Annotated in this window: 20 protein-coding genes and 1 other RNA gene; 11 read left to right on the top strand and 10 right to left on the bottom strand. The window is 34.2% G+C overall.

Annotated elements, in window-relative coordinates; all coding sequences use genetic code 11:
* Nucleotides 1-4 precede the first annotated feature (4 nt).
* The 3 genes from A0O34_RS13825 (at nt 5) to A0O34_RS13815 (ending at nt 3,401) form a co-directional block, all read left to right on the top strand.
* Nucleotides 5-823, top strand: coding sequence for a hypothetical protein (locus A0O34_RS13825; RefSeq protein ID WP_066755480.1), 819 nt, complete (start codon nt 5-7; stop codon nt 821-823).
* Between the two features lie 425 nt (nt 824-1,248).
* Nucleotides 1,249-1,821: a hypothetical protein gene (locus A0O34_RS13820; protein ID WP_066755475.1), complete on the top strand. Its 573-nt coding sequence runs from the start codon at nt 1,249-1,251 to the stop codon at nt 1,819-1,821.
* An 11-nt stretch (nt 1,822-1,832) separates the two neighbouring features.
* The gene (locus tag A0O34_RS13815; protein ID WP_157886021.1) at nt 1,833-3,401 is read left to right on the top strand and encodes a hypothetical protein; all 1,569 of its coding nucleotides are present in this window, start codon (nt 1,833-1,835) and stop codon (nt 3,399-3,401) included.
* Between the two features lie 229 nt (nt 3,402-3,630).
* Here the strand turns inward: A0O34_RS13815 and A0O34_RS13810 are convergent, their stop codons facing one another.
* Nucleotides 3,631-6,816 (bottom strand): TonB-dependent receptor, encoded by a 3,186-nt coding sequence (locus tag A0O34_RS13810; RefSeq protein ID WP_066755468.1) that lies wholly within the window; start codon nt 6,814-6,816, stop codon nt 3,631-3,633.
* Between the two features lie 207 nt (nt 6,817-7,023).
* Between A0O34_RS13810 and A0O34_RS13805 the strand changes: the two genes are divergently transcribed.
* A complete protein-coding gene (locus A0O34_RS13805; RefSeq protein WP_066755466.1) occupies nt 7,024-7,914 on the top strand; it encodes a DUF72 domain-containing protein in 891 nt (296 codons plus the stop codon).
* Between the two features lie 188 nt (nt 7,915-8,102).
* On the top strand, nt 8,103-8,333 hold the full coding sequence (locus A0O34_RS13800) for a hypothetical protein (protein ID WP_066755463.1): 231 nt from the start codon (nt 8,103-8,105) through the stop codon (nt 8,331-8,333).
* Nucleotides 8,334-8,408: 75 nt separating this feature from the next.
* On the opposite strand, the gene A0O34_RS13795 is transcribed toward A0O34_RS13800, so the two are convergent.
* From A0O34_RS13795 to A0O34_RS13765, 7 genes are all read right to left on the bottom strand, one after another.
* Nucleotides 8,409-9,002: a hypothetical protein gene (locus A0O34_RS13795; protein WP_082891160.1), complete on the bottom strand. Its 594-nt coding sequence runs from the start codon at nt 9,000-9,002 to the stop codon at nt 8,409-8,411.
* 40 nt (nt 9,003-9,042) lie between these two features.
* Nucleotides 9,043-9,687 (bottom strand): HD domain-containing protein, encoded by a 645-nt coding sequence (locus A0O34_RS13790; RefSeq protein WP_066755460.1) that lies wholly within the window; start codon nt 9,685-9,687, stop codon nt 9,043-9,045.
* Nucleotides 9,684-10,529, bottom strand: a complete 846-nt coding sequence (locus tag A0O34_RS13785) for an alpha/beta hydrolase family protein (RefSeq protein WP_066755457.1) — start codon at nt 10,527-10,529, stop codon at nt 9,684-9,686. The genes A0O34_RS13790 and A0O34_RS13785 overlap by 4 nt, the downstream gene beginning before the upstream one ends.
* A 90-nt stretch (nt 10,530-10,619) precedes the next feature.
* Nucleotides 10,620-11,510: a ribokinase gene (locus tag A0O34_RS13780; RefSeq protein WP_066755454.1), complete on the bottom strand. Its 891-nt coding sequence runs from the start codon at nt 11,508-11,510 to the stop codon at nt 10,620-10,622.
* Nucleotides 11,511-11,585: 75 nt separating this feature from the next.
* Nucleotides 11,586-12,221: a DUF4241 domain-containing protein gene (locus A0O34_RS13775; RefSeq protein WP_066755451.1), complete on the bottom strand. Its 636-nt coding sequence runs from the start codon at nt 12,219-12,221 to the stop codon at nt 11,586-11,588.
* A 10-nt stretch (nt 12,222-12,231) separates the two neighbouring features.
* Complete coding sequence (locus tag A0O34_RS13770; RefSeq protein ID WP_066755448.1) at nt 12,232-12,546, bottom strand: hypothetical protein; 315 nt, start codon at nt 12,544-12,546, stop codon at nt 12,232-12,234.
* Nucleotides 12,546-15,161 carry a valine--tRNA ligase gene (locus tag A0O34_RS13765; RefSeq protein ID WP_066755445.1) on the bottom strand — a complete coding sequence of 872 codons (2,616 nt, stop codon included), beginning with the start codon at nt 15,159-15,161 and terminating at the stop codon, nt 12,546-12,548. Before A0O34_RS13765 ends, A0O34_RS13770 begins: the two co-directional genes overlap by 1 nt.
* A 128-nt stretch (nt 15,162-15,289) precedes the next feature.
* Between A0O34_RS13765 and A0O34_RS13760 the strand changes: the two genes are divergently transcribed.
* The 4 genes from A0O34_RS13760 to A0O34_RS13745 all read left to right on the top strand — a co-directional run bounded on the left by A0O34_RS13760 (nt 15,290) and on the right by A0O34_RS13745 (nt 17,889).
* Nucleotides 15,290-15,772, top strand: a complete 483-nt coding sequence (locus A0O34_RS13760) for a DUF1573 domain-containing protein (protein WP_066755442.1) — start codon at nt 15,290-15,292, stop codon at nt 15,770-15,772.
* A 158-nt stretch (nt 15,773-15,930) separates the two neighbouring features.
* Nucleotides 15,931-16,800, top strand: coding sequence for a polyphosphate kinase 2 family protein (locus A0O34_RS13755; protein WP_066755438.1), 870 nt, complete (start codon nt 15,931-15,933; stop codon nt 16,798-16,800).
* Nucleotides 16,801-16,951: 151 nt separating this feature from the next.
* Entirely contained in the window at nt 16,952-17,323 is a 372-nt protein-coding gene (locus A0O34_RS13750) for a hypothetical protein (RefSeq protein ID WP_157886020.1), read from the top strand.
* 5 nt (nt 17,324-17,328) lie between these two features.
* Nucleotides 17,329-17,889 carry a hypothetical protein gene (locus tag A0O34_RS13745; protein ID WP_157886019.1) on the top strand — a complete coding sequence of 187 codons (561 nt, stop codon included), beginning with the start codon at nt 17,329-17,331 and terminating at the stop codon, nt 17,887-17,889.
* 76 nt (nt 17,890-17,965) lie between these two features.
* Here the strand turns inward: A0O34_RS13745 and rnpB are convergent.
* Nucleotides 17,966-18,289, bottom strand: an RNA gene (gene rnpB, locus A0O34_RS13740) — RNase P RNA component class A.
* Nucleotides 18,290-18,468: 179 nt separating this feature from the next.
* Between rnpB and A0O34_RS13735 the strand changes: the two genes are divergently transcribed.
* Complete coding sequence (locus A0O34_RS13735) at nt 18,469-18,960, top strand: RNA polymerase sigma factor (protein WP_066759721.1); 492 nt, start codon at nt 18,469-18,471, stop codon at nt 18,958-18,960.
* Nucleotides 18,953-19,627 (top strand): beta-carotene 15,15'-monooxygenase, encoded by a 675-nt coding sequence (locus A0O34_RS13730; RefSeq protein WP_066755431.1) that lies wholly within the window; start codon nt 18,953-18,955, stop codon nt 19,625-19,627. Before A0O34_RS13735 ends, A0O34_RS13730 begins: the two co-directional genes overlap by 8 nt.
* 129 nt (nt 19,628-19,756) lie before the next feature.
* Here A0O34_RS13730 and rpoN read toward each other — a convergent pair whose 3' ends face one another.
* Entirely contained in the window at nt 19,757-21,220 is a 1,464-nt protein-coding gene (gene rpoN / locus A0O34_RS13725; protein ID WP_066755427.1) for an RNA polymerase factor sigma-54, read from the bottom strand.
* Between the last annotated feature and the right edge of the window lie 53 nt (nt 21,221-21,273).

Genomic DNA, 21,273 nt, shown 5'->3' with positions numbered 1-21,273 from the left:
ATCAATGAAAAAATTAAATTACATATTCTTACTTGTAGCTTGCACTTTTACTCAGGCTCAGGTTATGATCACAGCCGGTGTTACAGCGACACCTTCTCCCAACAGGGATGCAGCCTTAGAATTATATTCACAAAACAGAAATAAAGGATTATTAATGCCAAAAGTATCTTTAGCGGCAACTAATAACCCAAGTCCACTTCCGAGTCATATTGCAGGAATTACGGTTTATAACACAAATACAGCCACAGCAACCGCTCTTACAAGTGTAACCCCCGGATTTTATTACAATGACGGAACTTCATGGAATAAACTGGAAGTACAGACACCAACCATAGGAGATATAAAACACAGCAGCACAGCAACCGATCACGAAGGATGGTATCTTTTAAACGGAAGAACAGTATCAACCTTGCCCGCTGCTGCACAAACAAATGCAACTTCTCTGGGATTCTCAACCATTTTACCGGATAGTTCAGATAAATTTTTAAAGGCAAAATCAGCATCAGAAACATTAGGAGCAACCAGTGGAAGCACTTCTGTTACCCTTGCAAGAGTTAACCTTCCAAGCACGACTTATAATGCTACAACTACAAGTGCCGGAGCTCATACCCATACTTATAATGACAGAGCAAGTGGCGTTACAGACAGTGTAGAAGGTGGAAATAACCAAACCGTAGTTGATAATGATTCGCAAATATCAACCACAGCCAGTGCCGGTGCTCACACGCACACTTATAACCTTTCTACAGGAGGATCAAGTACTCCGTTGAATTTAACTCCTAAGTATTTGTCAACGTATATTTTTGTTTATTTAGGACAATAAAATTAAGACTGTAAAAATTAGAATTAGTCACTATCAAATTCAATATAAAGATCCCAATTGGGGTCTTTTTTGTTTTTAGTTAAAAATTTAATAAAATAAATCATAAAATATTAAAATTATACATTAATAATTAATAATTACATTATGTAAACTATTCAAATTTCAATTGCGTATTAAAATATTAATTTAATTTAAAAAATAAAACAGTGAATTCTACCATCACAAAACCTTTTAAAACAGAATAAAAACCACTCGCTGGTGATATCTTCTCTTTATCATGAAAAACACATTTTAAATTATTAATAATCATAATATATAATATTTAAAAATAAAAAATCAACCAAATTTCCATTTCATATTATTAATATTCTATTGGCAGGAAATTTGCTAAAGACTTATCACACAACAAAAAAAATTATTTCGAAATGAACAAGATTATTTTCTTGCTTTCAGTAGTGGCTTGGGGCGCCGTTACTGCGCAGGTGGGTATAAATACCACCACTCCAAACACAAGCTCAGCGCTAGACATTAGCAGTACTACAAAAGGAGTCTTACTTCCAAGAATCAGCAACTTAGCATCAGTTACCACTCCCGCAACAGGATTAGTAATTTTTGACACTAACAAGAAATGTATCAGTCAGAATGTAGGGACACCTGCATCTCCAGATTGGGTTTGTCTGTCTCCGTATGTAGCCAAGTTTTTCTACATGCCAAGTATCGTTTTTGACACATCGGTTATCAGCGCAGGGCAAACAAAAGACCTTTACACTTTATACAAGAATCAATTTTCGAGTATTCCTGCCAATGCTAGAAGTACTTCTGCTCCGGCGGCTATTCCGTTTTTTCCTAATGCTTCGGATATTCATTATTATGTGACGGCTTATGATAATACGGTATTTAAGATCAACAGTATCAGTGATTCCGGTGTATTAAATTATGATGTTTTATCAAACGCAACTCCAGCTTCTTTCATCAACATCGTTTTTGTAGTAAAATAAGGTAAGTAGCTATGAAAAAGAATCTTAGAGGGCTCTCATTGATGAGCCTTATCTTTACGTTGCTTACAAACTTCATGTATGCACAGACAGACAGTACCGAAGTGGCAAGTATTTATGGGTTTTATTCCTATTCAAGTTCATTGATGAATGCTGCATCAGCACCGGAACTTGCCATTCAGGGAAGCGCGTCACACACTTCAACAGGAGTACAGTTAACACCTGCAAGCGCAAGCCAGTTTGGAGGATTGCTTATAAACGGCAGAACTTTCACATCGGTGAATGGTTTACACGTAGAATTTGAATACGATATGAAAGCCGGAGCTTTATTCAGCGGTTCATACGGTGATGGTTTATCTTTTTTCTTATATGACGGTTCTGTTACAAACCCTACGATCGGATCTCCGGGTGCAGGTTTAGGATATTCATATAACAGAGCAAAAAATGATTATTCATCGTTCAGAAAAGCAGGTTTATCAGGTGCTTATCTGGGAATTGCTTTGGATGAATTCGGAAATTTTAAATCTAAACGTTTTCAGGGTGAATCAAGGGTGAACGGTATTGCAAATGTAGCTTGGAGCCAGGGAGGAAGTCATGTAACACTAAGAGGAGCAAAAGGAGCTGTAATTAATGCAAACGGATTAGGAGACGGCTACACAGGATACCCTGTTTTGGCAACACGTACTACGTTGAGCAATTCAGGAACTGTCGGAAGAATATTACAGACAGACAGATCGTATCTAGCAACAACAAATACACTGCCTTCTGTATTTGACCTTAGAAACGGAAACGGCGAATTCAGGAAAGTATATCTGGATCTTATTCCTCACTTTGTAACCGCTACTACAACAGACGGTTTTGATATAAAGGTGGATGTTCAGACGACTCAAAACGGGACACCAATAAATGTCATCGACTATTACCATTATAAAACATCCATTCCATATAGTGAAAATGCAAACCCTTCACCAACTGATTTTAATAGTTCAGATACGGAAGGATCAGCGACTAATCAAACTTTGAATGCTACAGTTCCAGCTGTTTTAAAATTGGGATTTGCAGCATCAACAGGTGCAGCATACGAACAGCATATTATCCGAAATGTAAAACTTACACTTCCCTATTCTGCTGTAGCGAATGATGATGTAGTTTCTACCTGTAAAAATCAGGCTGTGGTAATTCCTGTTTTTAATAATGATATTGCCTACAAAGGTTCGATAAGTATTACCAATCCACCAACGGGAAACAAGGATAATATTGATTACAATACCTTCAGTTTTACAAAAAATAATGATACAGATCTTACTTTATACCGTAAAAAAGTAACTCCACAAGGAACCTGGTCTTATAATAAAACGACAGGTATTGTTACGTTTACCCCTTCAAGTAGTTTTACAGGAACGACATCGATGACTTATACGGTAAAAGGAAGAACAGTGAAAGATTCAAACGGTAAAATAATTGAGCCATACGGAGACACCGCTTACAGATCGGTTCCCGCAACCATTACCGTTAATTTGAAAACAACAGGCTGTATATCAGCTGTCATATCAAACAAAATGGTAACTCAAATTATAAAATAATATTTTCAAAGGAAACCGTGAGTAATTAAAAAAGCTTGCGGTTTTTTTATTTATCGTAATTTAATTTTAACAAACAACACTATAGAAAACTCTATGGTATTTGTTTTTATGAAGTTTAATGAAAAAAAAGAGCCGATCAATCAAATCGGCTCCTTTCTGGAATTGTCTAATAAAAAAGCCCAGAAATAAATCCTGGACTATTGAAAGAATATATATAGTAAAATAAAAATTAAAAGTTATATCTCACTCCTAACTGTGCCTGGAATCTTGATGCAAACTGATCAATGGTATAAGGCAGCCCCGGAGTTGTAAAGTTATAGGTTGGATCACCAGCCGAAGGTTGTCCAGCAGCTACATTTCCTACTTTTGTTAATCCTACGCTGGCTGTTGAGTTAAAGGTATTAGGTACAAAATATACTTTACCCCAGTTTTTATTCAACAAGTTGGTAAGATTGATGATGCTTAATGAAATCTGTATGTTATTTTTAGATTTCGGGCTCAATCTTATTTCATCCATAATTTTGAAATCGGCTTGGATATTCCATGGAGTAACGTCGCCGTTTCTTTCTGTAAACTTTCCTCTTCGAGAGCTCAAGTATTTATTATCATTAACAAATTTTTCATAATCTGCAATTTGCTGTTGCGCAGAAACCAGAACATTTCCGGCAGCATCTTTTATCGCAACAATATATTTGCTAGCTTCAGTAGCATCTTTGAAGATGTAAGAAAGCCCTGCAGCCTGTCCTGTATTAGCAATCGTACTGTTTACAAATCCCCAAGAGAAAGGATTTCCAGACTGAGCATTGAAATATACGTTAGCAGATAATCTGTTTGATGGCGAAACATTCACTGAATAACCAAGGTTAGCCACTACTCTGTTTTTAATGGCAAAGTTAGAAGTCGTAAGCTGTGGATTATTCGGTGTCAAAGACTGGTTCATTTGCCAGTTACTTTCCATAGAGTTTCTGATTCCGTTGGTAATATCTTTTGCATCACCATAGGTATATGCAACGAAGAAATTAAATCCGAAATTATATGATTTAGAAAGCTGTGCCGTCAAATTATATCGGTATCCTTCTTTGGTATTAGATAAAAGATAAGCGTTAGAAAAATTACTGTTGATATTAGTCGTGTAAATCGGCATTTCATGATTTGTATCATAGCTGTAATACGTCACATTATCTGTTTTGTTCACTTGCTGGAACTGTAGATCGTATAATACTTTTGTATAGATACCTTCTAATGTCAATTTATATCCAGAAACAGTATAATCAACAGCTAATGAACTTCTCCATACTCTTGGCATTTTAAAATTATTATCAATAAGATCTACCTGAACTTTAGAAGAATTTTGCCATTTCGGGAAATTTCCGCTTACCAAAGGATCTCCATTAGCCGCAAGTTGTGCCGACGTTGGAGCATTATAATCATAACTTCCAAAACCTACACCATCATTATAATAAGCATATCCTAGCCAAGCAAAAGGAATTCTTCCTACAAAAATACCAGAACCTCCTCTCAATACTACGGATCTGTCTTCCGTAACATCCCATGTAAATCCAACTCTTGGAGAGAAAGTAGGTTTATTAAGATAGTTATTTGTCAATTGGCTTAGTGGTGTATAAGTATAGGTATTTCCATAATTAGGATCTTGAGGAGAGTTGTTAACCTTTGGACTTAAATTAGGTTTATTAGGCAAATCTGTATAATCTACTCTTACTCCCGGCGAAAGTCTCACTCTCCCTAAATTGATCTCATCTTGAAAATATAAGGATAGAAGATTAACTTTATAAGAAGCATAAGGATTATTAAAAATTGTTTCTCTGCTGTCTCCGTTGAACGGATAGGTACCTCTTATTCTTGATGGGTTAGCATTATAAAAATCATTTAAACTTTTATAAGAAATTCTTCCGTTTAAGGCATTTACAAAACCATAATCTATATTATACAATTCATTATGAGTTCCTAATAAGAACGTATGAACTCCTGTTTTATAGGTCAGGTTATCGGTGATTTCAAAAGTCTTCTGCTTCATGTTAAAAACAGTAGCTTCTCTATCGTTCCCTAATAAAATCGTTCCACCGTTATAAGCGATTTCCACTTGTGGGAACATAGCGTTGGAAGAAGTAGGATCTCTGTAATCATGAATAGAAGAATATCCTAATATTAAATTGTTGCTCCATTTATCATTAAAACGGCTTTTCAATTCCAACGTGGTAGAAGAAGACGTATTCTTCTGGATATAATCCATGCTAGAGAATCTGAAATTGGCACCATCTCTTTCAAGATTTGAAGCTTGTGAGAATACCGTATTGTTTTTAATTGATAATGTATGCTTATCATTGATTTTCCAATCTAATTTATTGAAAAGTTTAGAACTTTCCGAGAAATTATTATATTGATCGAAGCTTCCTACATTAAAATTATATTTATTACGAACAAAATCAGAAATCTGCTGAGCAACAGCATCATTTACCAAGGCATTGGGATCATTCGCATTATAGAAAACAGGATCTGTTCTTTTCGTATATTCTATATTCGAGAACAAAAATACCTTGTCTTTTACAACAGGCAATCCTACTCTTCCTCCATAAATAAAATCTTCAAAAGAACTTGGCATTTTTGAATTATCACCAATTCTGTTGTTTCCTGTAATAGAAGCATTTCTCCCATACGCATATAAAGATCCGGTGATATCATTGCTTCCGCTTCGTGTTACAGCATTAATACTTCCTCCTAAGAAATTCCCCAGCTTTACATCATAAGGAGCAATGTAAACTTGTACATCCTGAATGGCATCTAAGCTGATGGAATTTGAACGCGTACTGCTTCCAGGCATTCCTGATGTTCCCGTTTGTCCTCCTAAAGACGGACTAAAACCGATCGCATCATTATTAATAGATCCGTCAATCGTAACGTTATTATAACGAAAGTTTGTTCCGTTGAAAGAGTTATTTGCACTCTGTGGAACCAGTTTTGTAACATCCTGAATTCCTCTATTGATATTAGGAAGTCCTGCTATTTGTGCCTGGCTGATACCTACTCCGTTTTTTACAATGGTTCTTTTTGAAGTAAGCTTTACCTCATCAATTACCTTTTCTCTGTTGTTAACTTCCACTACCGGTAAATCATTATTACCCAAGGAAAGCTGTATATTGGTGTTAGAATAAATGATCTGCGAACCGTCAGAAACCTCTATTGTATAAGGACCTCCCGGTTGCAAATTATCTAAGCTGAACTGTCCCTTACTGTTACTTTTTGTCTCAAAAGTACTGTTTGTAGGTACGTGGACTACTTTTACAGTGACTTCGGAAGTGATTCCTTTTAACCGTCCAAAAATTTTAGAGCTGGTCTCCTGTGAAAATGCAAACCCAAAGGACAATAAAGCAAAAGCACAGATTATTTTTTTCTTCATATTTTTTACTTCTATTTCTGAAGCAAAATTATATCGCAAAAACATCAAGTATGGTAACATACAGTTAATATTATGTGACCTAATGTTTAACATTTGCTTAAAAAAAACTTAATAAGATTATTAGTTTAATTTACACCAATTTGTTTCAGTGATGTAACAATCATTGAGAAAAAAATTCTTAATTTTAAAAAATTAAATACACGGCATATGAAATTCGGGCAAGTAGAAGATCCTTCCAAAATAGATTTTACGTTACCAAAAGATCATTCCAGAACAAAGGAAATTTTAAGTCAAAATAAAAAAGGCTTAGAAAATATTTCTATCGGATGTGCAAAATGGAATAAAACAGATCTTAAAGGATTTTATCCTAAAGGAACAAAAGATGAATTAACATATTATTCAACACAGTTCAATTCCATTGAATTAAATGCGACATTTTACGGAATGCCAACTCCGGAACAAGTTCTTATCTGGAAAGAAAAAACTCCGGAAAACTTTAAATTTTTCCCAAAGATTACGAATACAGTCTCTCATTTCAGAAGATTAATCGAAGTTACAGATCCTGTGACTAATTTTGCGACTTCAGTGATGAACTTTAATGAAAAATTAGGAATGGTTTTTCTACAGCTTCATGATAATTTTAAGCCAAAAGATTATGACAGGTTAGAAAAATTCGTGAAAGAATGGCCAAAAGAGGTTCCTCTCGCCATTGAACTAAGAAATACGGAATGGTTTACCGACGAAGATATTTTTAACACAACCTGCGAGCTTTTTGAGGCTAATAATATCACGAACATCATTGTAGACACAGCTGGAAGAAGAGACATGCTTCACATGCGTCTCACCACTCCAAACGCATTCATCCGATACGTGGGTGCCAATGCCGAAAGTGATTACGAAAGACTTGACGATTGGATGAAACATTTAACAAAATGGAAAAAAGAAGGTCTTCAAAATCTATACTTTTTTGTGCATCAGAATATTGAAAAAGCTTCCCCATTACTATCCGCTTATTTTATCAATAAAATGAATGAAGAATGGAAAACTGATCTTCTGCTCCCCAAAATGGCAACAGAAAACACGCCAACCTTATTTTAATTATTATTGATTATACTTTACACATAAATAATACCCTAAAATAATTCACACATATTTGATCTCAATGTAATAGATTTCTCCATAATCCTGTTTTATAAAAACATTAATAAAACCCTCTATTTATAATAAAAATTGACTAAATTAGAGATGAAAACATATTGAATATTTAACGTTCAAAAATTAATGTTATGGAAAAAGAAATTTGTACAATCAGTATAGCTACAACGTGGCTTGGAGATACCTACACTTTTTATGATGATAATAAGATAAAAAGAGTTTACGACAATAACAGCTTGAGTTCTGATGTAAGCGAATGGCTGGAAGCAGAGCAGATCAGCAAACAAAACAAAGACAAACTGATCAAAAATTGTCCTGAAGAATTCAAAGAAAGAGTGATGCAGATTTTAGATTATCCTTAATCTTTAAAAAAGTTAAAAAATTTAATTGAAAACTGCTGTTTAACGAAACAAATCCCAACTTACGTTATCTCTTTTTTATTTTTTCTTTCTCAATAACAAAACCAAATTCAGGAATAATAAAAGAAAATCCAAAGACACCCATATTCCAAGTTTAATATTCTCATGATTATAAGCTTCAACATCTTTCTTTGCGATGTCAGAAAGCTTTACACTTTGATTGATATAATTCTGAACCTCTATTATTTGATCAATATTTTTATTAGGAACAGAATGTTGCGAAAAATAGACAAGATTTTTTTTACCTAAATATCCTACAATCCAATATTCATTGGACTTATCCATTTTAAGATGTTCAATTCTGTAATATTCCGGGCGGATTTTTCCAATATGTTTTGCTTCTAGAATCCCGTTTTTATCCGGATCATTATTATTAATCACATAAAAATCCAATGTCTGAGGAAGTTTATTAACTACCTGCAGAGACAAAGAATCCTTCACAATTCCCACCGCACTTTTCTTCACAAACCAATAGGTAAAAATGGAGATAGAAAAAACAACAGTAGCAATTCTGAAAATCTTCGCCCATTCGGCACCTTTCCCTTTTTTTATTTTTGATAAAATCAGAGAAATAATAGAAGCCAGAAAGATAACAAAAATGATTAAGCCCATGTTGCAAAGATACTGATTTCGAAAGGTCTTTAAAAGAAGACTACTCTACATTCCACTCCTTATAGAACTGATCTAGAAATTTTAACATAAAATCATGTCTTTCCTGCGCAATCTCTTTTCCTTTTTCAGTATTCATTAAATCTTTCAAAAGCAACAGTTTTTCATAAAAATGATTGATCGTTGTGCCGTTAGATTTTTTGTATTCGTCTTTAGACATATTCAGTTGTGGCTTAATATCAGGATGATACATCAGATTATTTTTAAACCCACCAAAATTGAACGTTCTGCCAACTCCGATCGCACCAATAGCATCAATACGATCTGCATCCTGAACGATTTTAAGCTCAATAGGAAGATCTTTGGGAGCTTCACCTCTATTCTTGAATGAAATATTTTTGATAACAAATAAAACCTGCTCAATGATATTTTCAGGTGTATTTTCACCTTCCAAAAATTCGCGGGAAACCTTTAAAGCTAAAGTTTCATCACCATTATGAAATTTAGGATCTGCAATATCATGCAGCAACGCAGAAAGTTCCACAACATCTTGATTACAATCCTCTTCCTGAGCTATTTTCTTTGAAAGTTTCCATACTCTTTCGATATGAAACCAATCGTGACCAGCTTCTGCACCTTCCAGTTTTTGCTTTACAAATTCTACCGTGTTATTTATTATATCTTTCATTTCTCAATTAATTCATTTAAAATAATGTCCCAAAGTTTTTTATTAAAGCTTCTAAAAAAATTAATGTGCCCAATTTCCCCTTTGTCTGATTCGGAAACCTTAACTAATCTGTAAGTTGGTTTTAGGTTAGGATAAGTATCATTCAAAAGACTTTTCACTCCTTTTTCCGTTAACCAGGCATCATCTTCAGCCCGAATAACGAATACTTTTTGCGTTAAATTTTTAGAAAAATCATCAATTTTCTCTAATAAACCGTTGGTTGATTTCTTGTTCAAAATTAAGATTCTCCAGTCATAAGCGCAATTTTTTGGAAGACTTTCTCCCAAACCAAACCAATTTGCGGGGAAATAACCTAATAAAGTGGTAGTTACAGGTTGGATAATTCCGAAACCGACGTAAGCTTCAATTTTTGTTTTGAATTTTAAATGTCCGACAAAAGCATTTTGCGTCCCCACAAAAATAAATTCTTTAAACATTTCAGAATCCTGATTCATTCCTAAAATCAATGCACCAACCGAATGTCCCAGACAATATTTTTCGTAGTCTGGAAATCCGTTTTTGATGTATTCCGTCAATGTTTTATAATCTTCTGAACCCCAAATTCTCATGGAAGCTTTAAAACCTTTCATATTTTCAGGTTTTGAAAGTCCGATTCCGCGATAATCATACGTAATCACCGTAAATCCTTTTTCAGCAAAAAACTGAGCAAAAGAAAAATAAATCTGCTGTTTAACTCCCGTTGCCGAATTGATGAGCAGGAATTTATTATTACTCTTTTCAGGCAAAAAAAGATGTGCTGTGAGAGCTGTATTGTCGTGAGTGTTAAGAATTAACTTCTCCATATTTTAAAACAAAAAATCCACTATAAAAGTGGAGATTTTATTGATATTTTTTATGTTAACTTATCTGTTTTCGATATGTAACAAATAGTTTTAAGAAAAGAAATCTGAAACTCTTGGCAATGCACTCTGCGAACCTTTTGTTCCTGAAACTCTTGAAGAAACTTCATTACCAAATTTCACGCATTCTTCAATAGAATTTCCGTGGCACAGGGCAATCGCAAATCCTGATGTAAAAGCGTCTCCCATTCCCATTTTATAGACCGTTTCGTCTTTATCATTTCTGAAATATTTCATTTCTGTTCCATCAAAATAAACGGTAGAATTGGTATCATCCCTAACAAAAACTTTGTTGGAATATTTTTTAAGAATATCTTCTCGCTGATCTTCGCCAAAGACAATATGTAATTCGCTGCTTTTAGAAACGATAAAATCTACATTTTCCAGAAGTTCATCACTTAATCTCATGGCAGGAGAAGCATATAAACCGACTTTTTTACCATATTTCTTAGCTTTTCTGATCGAATATTCTACCACTTCAAGAGAAACTTCAAGTTGAACAAGCATCAAATCAACGGTGTGAAAATATTTATCTGCAGCCTCAATATGTTCTATACTCAAACATTTATTGGCTGCGGGAACTACAACGATAGCCGCGTCTCCACCGGAAGTTGTTACATAAGCAGTTCCCGTAGATTCTCTGTCCGTTTCATAAACAAATCCCACGTTTACGCCCTCACCTACAAGATTTCTCATAATTTGCTGACCAAGAGGATCCATCCCGACACAGCCTACAAAATAAACACTTGCCCCCAATCTCGCAGCACCAACTGCCTGATTCGCCCCTTTACCTCCGAAATAACTGTCTGAATTAGTGGCTAAAACAGTTTCATTTGGAGTAGGAATCTTTTCGGTTTCTAAAATCAGATCTATGGAAGAACTGCCGACCACTATAATTTTGGGTTGTTCTGAGGAAAAATTCATTGTGTTTTTTTTATTTAGTTTTAGTTTGAACAAATTTAAAAAAGGGAATATTATGTCAAAAACAATTAACTTTAATTAACTAATTTCTATAAATTCTGTAATGATCTTTACAGGATTATTATTCTTATCATAACCAATATAGCTTGCATAAAAACCTTCACCATAACCTGTTTCAAAACTGAAAATGGTTCCAGGATGATCTTCTGACGGTTTTAAAAATGCATATTGATCGATTGCACCATTTTCATCAAAGAAATAATCATGGAAAAATTCTTCATAAATTCCCATGAAATCTGCTCCTTTGCTATGGTATAATTTTTTTTCCAGCTTATCCAGACTTTTCTGAGTATCTACATCCATAAAACAGCCCATGCCGCTTTCAGCAGGATACCCAAAAACCTCGCCTTCTGCAAGATCTTTTACATTTTGATCGGCTGTCGTGGCCAATTTCCAGTCGGTGACTTCAGCATTAGCGAAAATAATTTCGGCATACGCAACACAATTACTCTCTCTTTCTTTATGCAATAAAACAGAAAAATCTCCTTTTGGAAATTCTATAGAAAAAGGCTGCATATCATTAGTAATCAAAGGATCACAAGCAACCAATTTCCCGCTGGAAAGATAAATTTTTCCAACTTCAAAGCTCTCCAATAACGGACTTTCTACGAAGTCTTTTGAGAATAGCTTTTTTATGTTTTCTATGTGTGTCATTTAGTTTTAATTATTCTTCACCACTTAATGTGATGTATACATTTTCACTTTCTACATTTTGATGAAATAAAATATCATTCATTTCATCATCCAAACTCTCTATTATTATCAATTGATAGGTTTTAGAATCATTAGCAACGTCAACATTTTCAAGTGAAGAAATTTTTGCAGATATGGCCAAACTGGAGTTTAAAATAATATTAATATAATTATTTTCATTTAAACTTCCCTCCAACAATTCTCCAATCAAATAAAACTCTTTTTTTCTTCTTATTGTAAAACTGCTAATGACCCTAAAAGTACCAACTTTATCTTTAAAGTTCATTACAAACTTTTCAGTTTCTCTTCCAGAATTGCAATTTTATCCTGCGCATCTTTTTGTTTCTTACGTTCACCGTCTACCACTTCTTGTTTTGCATTGGCAACGAATTTTTCATTAGAAAGCTTTTTATCAACAGAAATTAAGAATCCTTTTAAATATTTTATCTCTTCTTCTGTCTTGATTTTTTCTTCTCCTAAATCTAAGTTATCACTTAAAGGAATTGAAACTTCCGTTGATCCAATCAGGAAAGTAAAGCTTGGTTTATCCGTTTTTTCACCGAAATGAATATCAGAAACGTTGGCTAATTTTCTTATAACGGCTTCATTTTCAAATTCGCTCGCACTTGTATAAACCTCAACCGCTTCTTTTGGCGAAATACCTTTTGTCTGACGGTAATTTCTTACCCCAGAGATAATTTCTTCTGCAGTTTCAAAGTTTTTAATAATATCTTCATTAAACGTCTCTGACTTTTTTTGCTGAGAAATGATTAATGCTTCTTCAATATTTCTGTCGGAGATCAATTGCCAGATTTCTTCTGATTGGAAAGGCATGAACGGATGAACCAATTTCATTAATTCCTCAAAAAGTGCAACTGTTTTATTATAAACTTCTTTAGAAATTCCTTCACCATAATTTGGCTTGATCGCTTCTAAGTACCAACCACAAAAATCATCCCAAATTAATTTATAAATCAAATGCAATGCATCAGAAATTCTGAATTTCTCGAATTGCTGATCGATTTCTACAATCGTTTTGTTTAATTTATTTTCAAACCATTCGATAGCTTGTTTGTCGGCAACATTTGCAGGTTTATCTTCATGATTCCACATGTTGATCAAACGGAAAGCACTCCAAATTTTAGTCATGAAATTTCTTCCCTGAAGCATTAAATCTTCATCAAAAAGAAGATCATTTCCTGCCGCAGAACTTAATAAAATACCAACACGAACACCATCAGCGCCATATTTATCCATCAATTCTAAAGGATCTGGTGAATTTCCTAAAGATTTTGACATCTTTCTTCTCTGCTTATCTCTTACAATCCCTGTGAAATAAACATTTTTGAACGGAACTTCTTTTCTGTATTCCAATCCAGCCATAATCATTCTTGCAACCCAGAAGAAAATAATATCCGGACCTGTTACCAAGTCAGAAGTCGGATAATAATAATTGATATCCTTATTTTCAGGATCGTTCAGACCATCGAAAACAGACATTGGCCACAACCAAGATGAGAACCATGTATCAAGAGCGTCTTCGTCTTGCTTTAGGTCACTTGTTGTTAGTTGATCGTTGCTAGTTTTTTGTTTTGCTAGTTCTAATGCATCTTCGATGTTTTCTGCAACTACAAAATCATTTTCCCCGTCTCCATAATAGAATGCAGGAATTTGCTGCCCCCACCATAATTGACGAGAAATATTCCAGTCGCGGATGTTTTCCATCCAGTGTTTGTAGGTATTTTTAAACTTTTCAGGATAAAATTTAACCTCATCATCCATTACTACATCCAAAGCCGGCTTAGCAATATCAGTCATTTTTAAGAACCATTGAACAGAAACTTTAGGTTCAATAACGGCGCCTGTTCTTTCTGAAGTTCCTACTTTATTTACGTAATCTTCTGCTTTCAACAAAAGATCTTTTTCTTCTAATTCTTTTGCGATTTGTTTTCTTACATCAAATCTATTTTTTCCTGAATAATGTAAACCGTGATCATTTAAGTTTCCGTCATCATCCAAAGAATCAATCATTTGAAGATTGTGTTTCTTTCCGATCTCGTAGTCATTGATGTCGTGAGCAGGTGTAATTTTCAATGCACCAGTTCCGAATTCAATATCAACATAATCGTCTTCAATAATCGGTACAACTCTGTTTACGATCGGTACAATTACATTTTTACCTTTTAAGTGAGCATATCTCTCATCATTAGGATTGATACAAACCGCAGTATCTCCGAAAATCGTTTCAGGACGCGTTGTAGCAACCGAAAGGAATTCTTCTGTACCTTCGATTTTATATTTTAGGAAATATAATTTTCCGTTTTGTTCTTTAAAGATAACTTCTTCATCAGAAATATTAGTTTTCGCTTCCGGATCCCAGTTTACCATTCTGTATCCTCTATAAATAAGTCCTTTATTATATACATCAACAAAAGATTTGATCACCTGCTGAGAAAGTGACTCTTCCATTGTGAAACGGGTTCTGTCCCAATCGCATGAACAACCTAGTTTTTTCAACTGCTCAAGGATGGTTCCTCCGTATTTATCCGTCCATTCCCAAGCGTGTTTTAAAAACTCTTCACGGGTAATATCTGCTTTATTAATTCCTTCTGATTTCAGTTTGGCAACAACCTTCGCTTCCGTAGCAATTGAAGCGTGATCTGTTCCCGGAACCCAGCAAGCATTAAATCCCTGCATCCTTGCACGACGAACCAGAACATCCTGAATGGTATTATTCAACATATGCCCCATGTGTAAGATCCCCGTAACGTTTGGCGGAGGAATTACAATAGTATATGGTGGTTTCTCATTAGGCTCTGAATGGAAGTACTTGTTTTCCAACCAGTAGTTGTACCATTTTTGTTCTGTTTCCTGTGGATTATACTTTTCTGAAATCTGCATAAATTCTATTTCTTTGGCTTACAATTTGCAAAAATAGTCTAAAGAAAAAAAAAATTCAGTATGAATTAAAATAATTTTTAACTTTGTTTCTCAAAATTTATCTAACAAACATATTAACATTCAAGAATATGAAAAAATTAATTGCAGGAATTGCACTATTTGGAACATTTGCTCTAGCATCTGCGCAGACTATCACTTTTGATAAAACGACTTTTGACTACGGTAATGTGAAGCCTAGTTCTGACGGTGTAAGATTCTTCACTGTAACGAATACTGGTGATAAGCCTCTTGTTCTTTCTAATGTAAAAGCTTCTTGCGGATGTACAACTCCTGAGTTCAGCACTGATCCTATTATGCCAGGAAAATCTGCTAAAATCAAAGTTGGATACAACACAGCAATCAATGGAGGATTCAACAAAATGATTGAAGTTTTCTCTAACGACCCCGCAAACAGCAGAAGCGTAATTTACATCAAAGGAACTGTTGATGCTAATGCACCTGATGTTGTAGTAGCTCCAGCTAAAATGGAAACTCCAGCTGATGCTAAAGCTGCTAAAAAAGAAGCAAAGAAAGCTGCTAAAGCTGCAAAAAAAGTAGCTGTTGCGAAGTAAGCTCTACTCAAAAAAAATAAGAAACCGTCTCCATGGAGGCGGTTTTTTTGTTATATTTATGCTAAGGCTAGTTGATGGTTGATTGTTTTTAGTTGATAGATTACTACTAAACATTCAAATCTAGATATACTTTTAATCTTTTAATAACTATAAAAAATATGGACACCAATTTCTCAGACGATTTCCTGGTACAAGGAAAATTTTCAATAAAAAAAACTTCAACAGAATATAAAGGAAAGCTTACCAAAGACGAAGGCGCACAATTATTAATTCAGGAAAAAGAAAAACTTCGTGACCTTCAGGAAAAATTATATGCTGATGGAAGCAAATCCCTGTTGGTTGTTCTTCAGGCAATGGATGCAGCCGGAAAAGACAGCTTAATTGAACATGTTTTCGGGGGAGTGAATCCACAAGGCTGTAATGTAACAAGCTTTAAAACACCAAGCTCAAAAGAATATTCCCACGATTTTTTGTGGAGACATTATCTGGCGCTTCCTCAAAAAGGGATGATTGGGATCTTTAACCGTTCGCATTACGAAAGCGTTTTGGTATGTAAAGTTCATCCTGAATATAATTTAAGCGAAAAAACATGGGATTCTGTGAAAGGTTTCGATGATAAATTCTGGGAAAACAGATATGAAAGCATCAGAAATTTTGAAAAACATCTTGCTCAAAACGGAACAACCATCGTTAAAATATTTTTAAATGTTTCTAAAGATGAACAAAAGAAAAGACTTATAGACAGAATCGACGAACAGGAAAAAAACTGGAAATTCTCAGCAGCCGACCTTCCGGAAAGAGCTTTATTCGATCAATACATGGAAAATTATGAGACTGCTATTAATGAAACCAATAAAAAAGATGCTCCGTGGTATGTGCTTCCGGCGGATAATAAATGGTTTGCAAGAGTAGCCGCCGTACAAATCATTATTGATACTTTGGAAAAAATGGATTTGAAATTTCCTCAACTTTCCGACAACGAAAAACTAGGATTACAGGAAGCCAAAAGTACACTTGAAAGTGAATAAAAAATCTTATCATTTATTCCGAATAGCCTGTAAATATTGTATTTAGCTAAGATAAAAATGCACTAATGAGTGATAAATATTAATTATGTAACAAATAATTCATTATATTTATTGAAAATTAATATTTATCACTAATCATTAAACTTTAACCATGAAAAAACGCTTATTACTAGCAGCCTTTGCAATATTGGGCTTAATTTCCTGTTCTAATGAGGGAAATGTAATCAACACTGCTGAAAACATGAAAACTTCTGAAATGCAGAATTTCAAAAAAGCATTCAAAAGTCTGGGAGAAATTCAAAATCGCCCTACTGAAGAAGAAAAAAGAAACCCCGAGCTTAGTGAAAGAAGAAAAGCTTTATTAATTCCTGCCTCCAAAGACCTTATTTTATCATCCGGTGTTTCGGAAAAAGAGATGATGGCAAAAACAAAGGGAAACTCCAGCTCTATTATTATTTGGGCATATAAAATCTACGCAGACAAGAGTTCTCAGATTAACCAATCATTAAAATCTCAAAACTAATTATTATGAAAAAGCTAATCATCTTATCTTCGATATTTTCTTCTTTATTTGCTTATTCACAGATGGCGCATCTTGTGATATTTAATAATTCGACTAAATATGTTTATCATGGGCAAATTGCAGCCGGAGATTTTACAGGTTCAAACTGTGCTCTTACCGTAAAAAACTTTGATCCTTCAGTTGTAAAAGCAAATTTAGGAGAAGAATTGCGCTATGAAGATTTTAAAGGACAAATGAATTCTTCAATTTACCCTGTAAATATGTGGGAAATTAATGACGGTGTGGTTCCTCCATATACCGTATATCCATGGGATCCTATATTATCTTACGATATGCCAAATATCACCAAATGGGCATTTACAGAATTCGACCTTATAGACCCAAATACCGGTAATACCGCCTACACGGGGCAATTACAAAGTCCGGCCTATCCTTGTGCATCTTATCCGAATCATATAACCACAATCGGATTACCAACAAATGTATATATGGAATGGATTTATATGACAGATCCTATTCCCGGAAATACAAACACAATTAATGCTGTAATCATTAATGATTTATAAAAAAAGCGGAGAACATTCTCCGCTTTTCTATTTGTATTGCTATTCAAAACTTTGAACAGTGAAAATTTAAACTAAAATCACGAGAAAATCTATAAGCCGGATTTTGTACTTCCAAAGAAGTGCCTGTTATTTATCTACGTCGTACATTACTGCAAAACTTGAGCTGATTACCCCTCGGCTTTCAGAGCGAGCCACTCCTATTTCCATTACTGAAAAGAACCGATATACTTACCATTGCACCGCAAAGAGTTTACCTGGTTTCACTACAGCCGAACTGTACATACTTTCTGTTGCACTTGTCCTACCCTCGCGGGTGACGGATGTTATCCGCTTTGCTGCTCTATGGTGTCCGGACTTTCCTACCCTTGCCGAAACAAGAATCAACAAGCCGACTTTCTCGTGGCTGCAAAGATATACAAAATGCCTATAATATTTGCATTTTGTGAATTGTGAATAGTCAATTCACTTTGTTGTCAATTTTTTTAAAATGTTTTCAAAATAAAATTCACCATTCACTTACGAAGTAAAATTTACAATTGACTTATTATTATTATCTTCGTGAATTATTACACATCCATTTTGATATCCAGAGAAAAAGAATTTGCGCAATTGATAAAAGATAATCAGGGCTTGATTATCAAGGTTTCGCGTCTTTATACGAACTCTCTGGAAGATGAGGAAGATCTTTTCCAGGAAATTGTTTTACAGCTCTGGAGAAGTTATGATTCTTTTAAAGGAAATTCTAAAATTTCTACCTGGATGTATCGTGTAGCCCTGAATACAGCTATTACCCTTTTCAGAAAAAAAAGCAAAAGCCTGCCTACTAATGAATTAGACATCAATCACCGAGATTTTATCGAAGATGATGACGAAAAACACCAACAGGTCTCACTTTTGTATACAGTAATAAAGACGCTTCCCAATGTGGAAAGAGCAATTGTTACCATGTATCTGGATGATTTGCCTTACAAGGATATTGCAGAAAACCTCGGAATTACCGAAGTAAATGCGCGTGTGAAAATGAACAGATTAAAGAAAACCCTTAAAGAACAGATGGAAAAATATGCCTGAATTTGATTTAGACAGCTTTAAGAAAACATGGCAGGAACAGCCTGTTCAGCAGAAATACGACAATAACGAGATCCTTAAGATGTTGAACAGAAAATCACGTAATTATGTGAAATATATTTTCTGGATCAGTGTTGTAGAATTCCTGTTTTTTACTGTGTTGGGATTATTTTATATTATTCAAGATAAAGAATCGAACAGCTTTCTAAGCATTCTGGAAAGACTTGGTGCAAAAAAAACTACCGAACTCGAAGGTTTTCTCGATAGCATATATGTAGTATTGAAGATTTTAAGTCTTTCTATAACCGCCTATTTTGTATTCAAATTTTATCAAAACTATAAGAAAATAAAGGTTGAGGAAAACTTAAAGAAATTTATACTTAAAATTATTCAGTTTAAGAAAACAGTTAATGCTTTCATTTTAATTAATATCCTTTTATTAATAGCATTTACCTCTGTTTTCACTGTTTTTGTATTTTATATTTTAAATACTCAGCATATTGAAGTCAATAATTCTAATCTTACTATCTTCATAATTGGAACCATTGTTAGTACGGCATTGGTTGTGCTCTTGACCTGGCTTTATTATAAAGTTGTGTACGGAATCATTATGAGGAAATTAGATAAGAATCTGAAACAATTAAAGGATATCGATTCTGAGGAAGAATAATATCATTTACACTTATAAATAAAAAAAGCATTTCAAATTGAAATGCTTTTCCGTTTAATACAACCTTTAATTATTTAAAACAAAAAATGCCCAGAATCATCTGAGCATTTTATATATTTTATCGAATTTTTATAATTCTTTTCTTAATCTCGCAACAGGAATATTCAGCTGTTCTCTGTATTTTGCAATGGTTCTTCTTGCAATATTATAACCTTGTTCCTTTAAAATAACGACTAAAGCATCATCGGTAAGAGGCTTTCTTTTATTCTCTTTGCTGATCACTTCCTGAAGATGATTTTTAATTTCTTTTGTAGAAACTTCCTCTCCATCGTCATTCGTTAAACTATCTGAGAATAGATCTTTAAGATACAAAATACCATTTGAAGTATCCGCATATTTACTTTTCACCACCCTTGAAATGGTAGAAATATCAAAACCTGTAATATCGGCAATATCCTTTAAAATCATTGGTCTCAAAGATTTCTCGTCTCCGGTAATGAAATAATCTTTCTGGAATTTAACAATAGCCGTAATAGTCTGTAATAAGGTATTCTGACGTTGATTGATCGCATCAATATACCATTTTGCAGCATCCAGTTTTTGTTTGATAAATAAAGCAGCCTGTTTATGTTCAGAAGAGTTTTTATCGTGAGAATACGTTGTTAAAATATCTTTATATTCTTCCGAAACTCTTAAAGTTGGTGCATTTTTACTGTTCAACATTGGGATAACCATTCCATCCTTTACCTGAATTACAAAATCCGGGATAATCTCTTGGTTGATCGTAATCGTCTGAGTATCGAAATTCCCTCCTACTTTTGGGGATAACTTTGAGATTTCTTCCAATGCATCCTTTAAATCCTCTTCTTCAATATCATATTTCTGAATGATCTTATTATAATGCTTATTCGTCAAGGCATCAAACTGATGTCTCAAAATATTGGCAGCCAAAGAAACGGCTTTATCAGAGCTTACTTTTTTCTCAATCTGCAACAATAAACATTCCTGCAAACCTCTTGCTCCAACACCGGGTGGATCTAATTTCTGAACGTAATTTTCAAGAACATCATCCACTCTCTCCTTGGTTGTATAAATCCCTTGAGAAAAAGCAAGATCATCCACAATTGCTTTAATCTCTCTTCTTAAATATCCGTCTGTATCTAGGTTTCCGATGATATATTCGGCAATTTTTACATCTTCTTCATTAATATTGGCAAGATGAATCTGCTCCAATAAATAATCATATAACGACTGACCCTCCGTTAAAAGGCTTTCGTTATCGAATTCTTCATCATCTGCAGAATAGTTGCTGGAAGCAGTTTTATAGGTTGGCTCGTCATCGTAAAGATAATCGTTAACATCAAAATCGGTTTCAATGCTTTCCGTACCTTCATTTTCATAAGCATCCTCCAAAGAAGCATAATCATCTTCCTTAGACTCTTCTTTTGCGATTTCCAAAGCAGGGTTCTCTTCTAGTTCTCTCTCCAATTCCTCTTCAAACTCCAATGTATGAAGCTGAATAAGCTTCATCAACTGAATCTGCTGAGGCGCTAACTTCTGTCCTAATTTGAGTTGTAAATGTTGTCTAAGCATATTAATCTTTGTGTTTTAACATAACATATTCTACGAATTTAGATAAATTTATT

The organism is Chryseobacterium glaciei, from assembly GCF_001648155.1.
Classification (GTDB): domain Bacteria; phylum Bacteroidota; class Bacteroidia; order Flavobacteriales; family Weeksellaceae; genus Chryseobacterium; species Chryseobacterium glaciei.
This window is presented reverse-complemented; position numbering and strand designations above follow the sequence as displayed.

Bases quoted from the DNA above. Each gene is read 5' to 3' on its own strand.
- A0O34_RS13730 (WP_066755431.1), top strand. From the start codon at position 18,953: ATGCCTGAATTTGATTTAGACAGCTTTAAGAAAACATGGCAGGAACAG.
- A0O34_RS13745 (WP_157886019.1), top strand. From the start codon at position 17,329: ATGAAAAAGCTAATCATCTTATCTTCGATATTTTCTTCTTTATTTGCT.
- A0O34_RS13770 (WP_066755448.1), bottom strand. From the start codon at position 12,546: ATGAACTTTAAAGATAAAGTTGGTACTTTTAGGGTCATTAGCAGTTTT.
- A0O34_RS13810 (WP_066755468.1), bottom strand. From the start codon at position 6,816: ATGAAGAAAAAAATAATCTGTGCTTTTGCTTTATTGTCCTTTGGGTTT.
- A0O34_RS13755 (WP_066755438.1), top strand. From the start codon at position 15,931: ATGGACACCAATTTCTCAGACGATTTCCTGGTACAAGGAAAATTTTCA.
- A0O34_RS13815 (WP_157886021.1), top strand. From the start codon at position 1,833: ATGAAAAAGAATCTTAGAGGGCTCTCATTGATGAGCCTTATCTTTACG.
- A0O34_RS13750 (WP_157886020.1), top strand. From the start codon at position 16,952: ATGAAAAAACGCTTATTACTAGCAGCCTTTGCAATATTGGGCTTAATT.
- rpoN (WP_066755427.1), bottom strand. From the start codon at position 21,220: ATGCTTAGACAACATTTACAACTCAAATTAGGACAGAAGTTAGCGCCT.
- A0O34_RS13765 (WP_066755445.1), bottom strand. From the start codon at position 15,161: ATGCAGATTTCAGAAAAGTATAATCCACAGGAAACAGAACAAAAATGG.
- A0O34_RS13800 (WP_066755463.1), top strand. From the start codon at position 8,103: ATGGAAAAAGAAATTTGTACAATCAGTATAGCTACAACGTGGCTTGGA.
- A0O34_RS13785 (WP_066755457.1), bottom strand. From the start codon at position 10,529: ATGGAGAAGTTAATTCTTAACACTCACGACAATACAGCTCTCACAGCA.
- A0O34_RS13780 (WP_066755454.1), bottom strand. From the start codon at position 11,510: ATGAATTTTTCCTCAGAACAACCCAAAATTATAGTGGTCGGCAGTTCT.
- A0O34_RS13820 (WP_066755475.1), top strand. From the start codon at position 1,249: ATGAACAAGATTATTTTCTTGCTTTCAGTAGTGGCTTGGGGCGCCGTT.
- A0O34_RS13795 (WP_082891160.1), bottom strand. From the start codon at position 9,002: ATGGGCTTAATCATTTTTGTTATCTTTCTGGCTTCTATTATTTCTCTG.
- A0O34_RS13775 (WP_066755451.1), bottom strand. From the start codon at position 12,221: ATGACACACATAGAAAACATAAAAAAGCTATTCTCAAAAGACTTCGTA.
- A0O34_RS13760 (WP_066755442.1), top strand. From the start codon at position 15,290: ATGAAAAAATTAATTGCAGGAATTGCACTATTTGGAACATTTGCTCTA.
- A0O34_RS13790 (WP_066755460.1), bottom strand. From the start codon at position 9,687: ATGAAAGATATAATAAATAACACGGTAGAATTTGTAAAGCAAAAACTG.
- A0O34_RS13805 (WP_066755466.1), top strand. From the start codon at position 7,024: ATGAAATTCGGGCAAGTAGAAGATCCTTCCAAAATAGATTTTACGTTA.
- A0O34_RS13825 (WP_066755480.1), top strand. From the start codon at position 5: ATGAAAAAATTAAATTACATATTCTTACTTGTAGCTTGCACTTTTACT.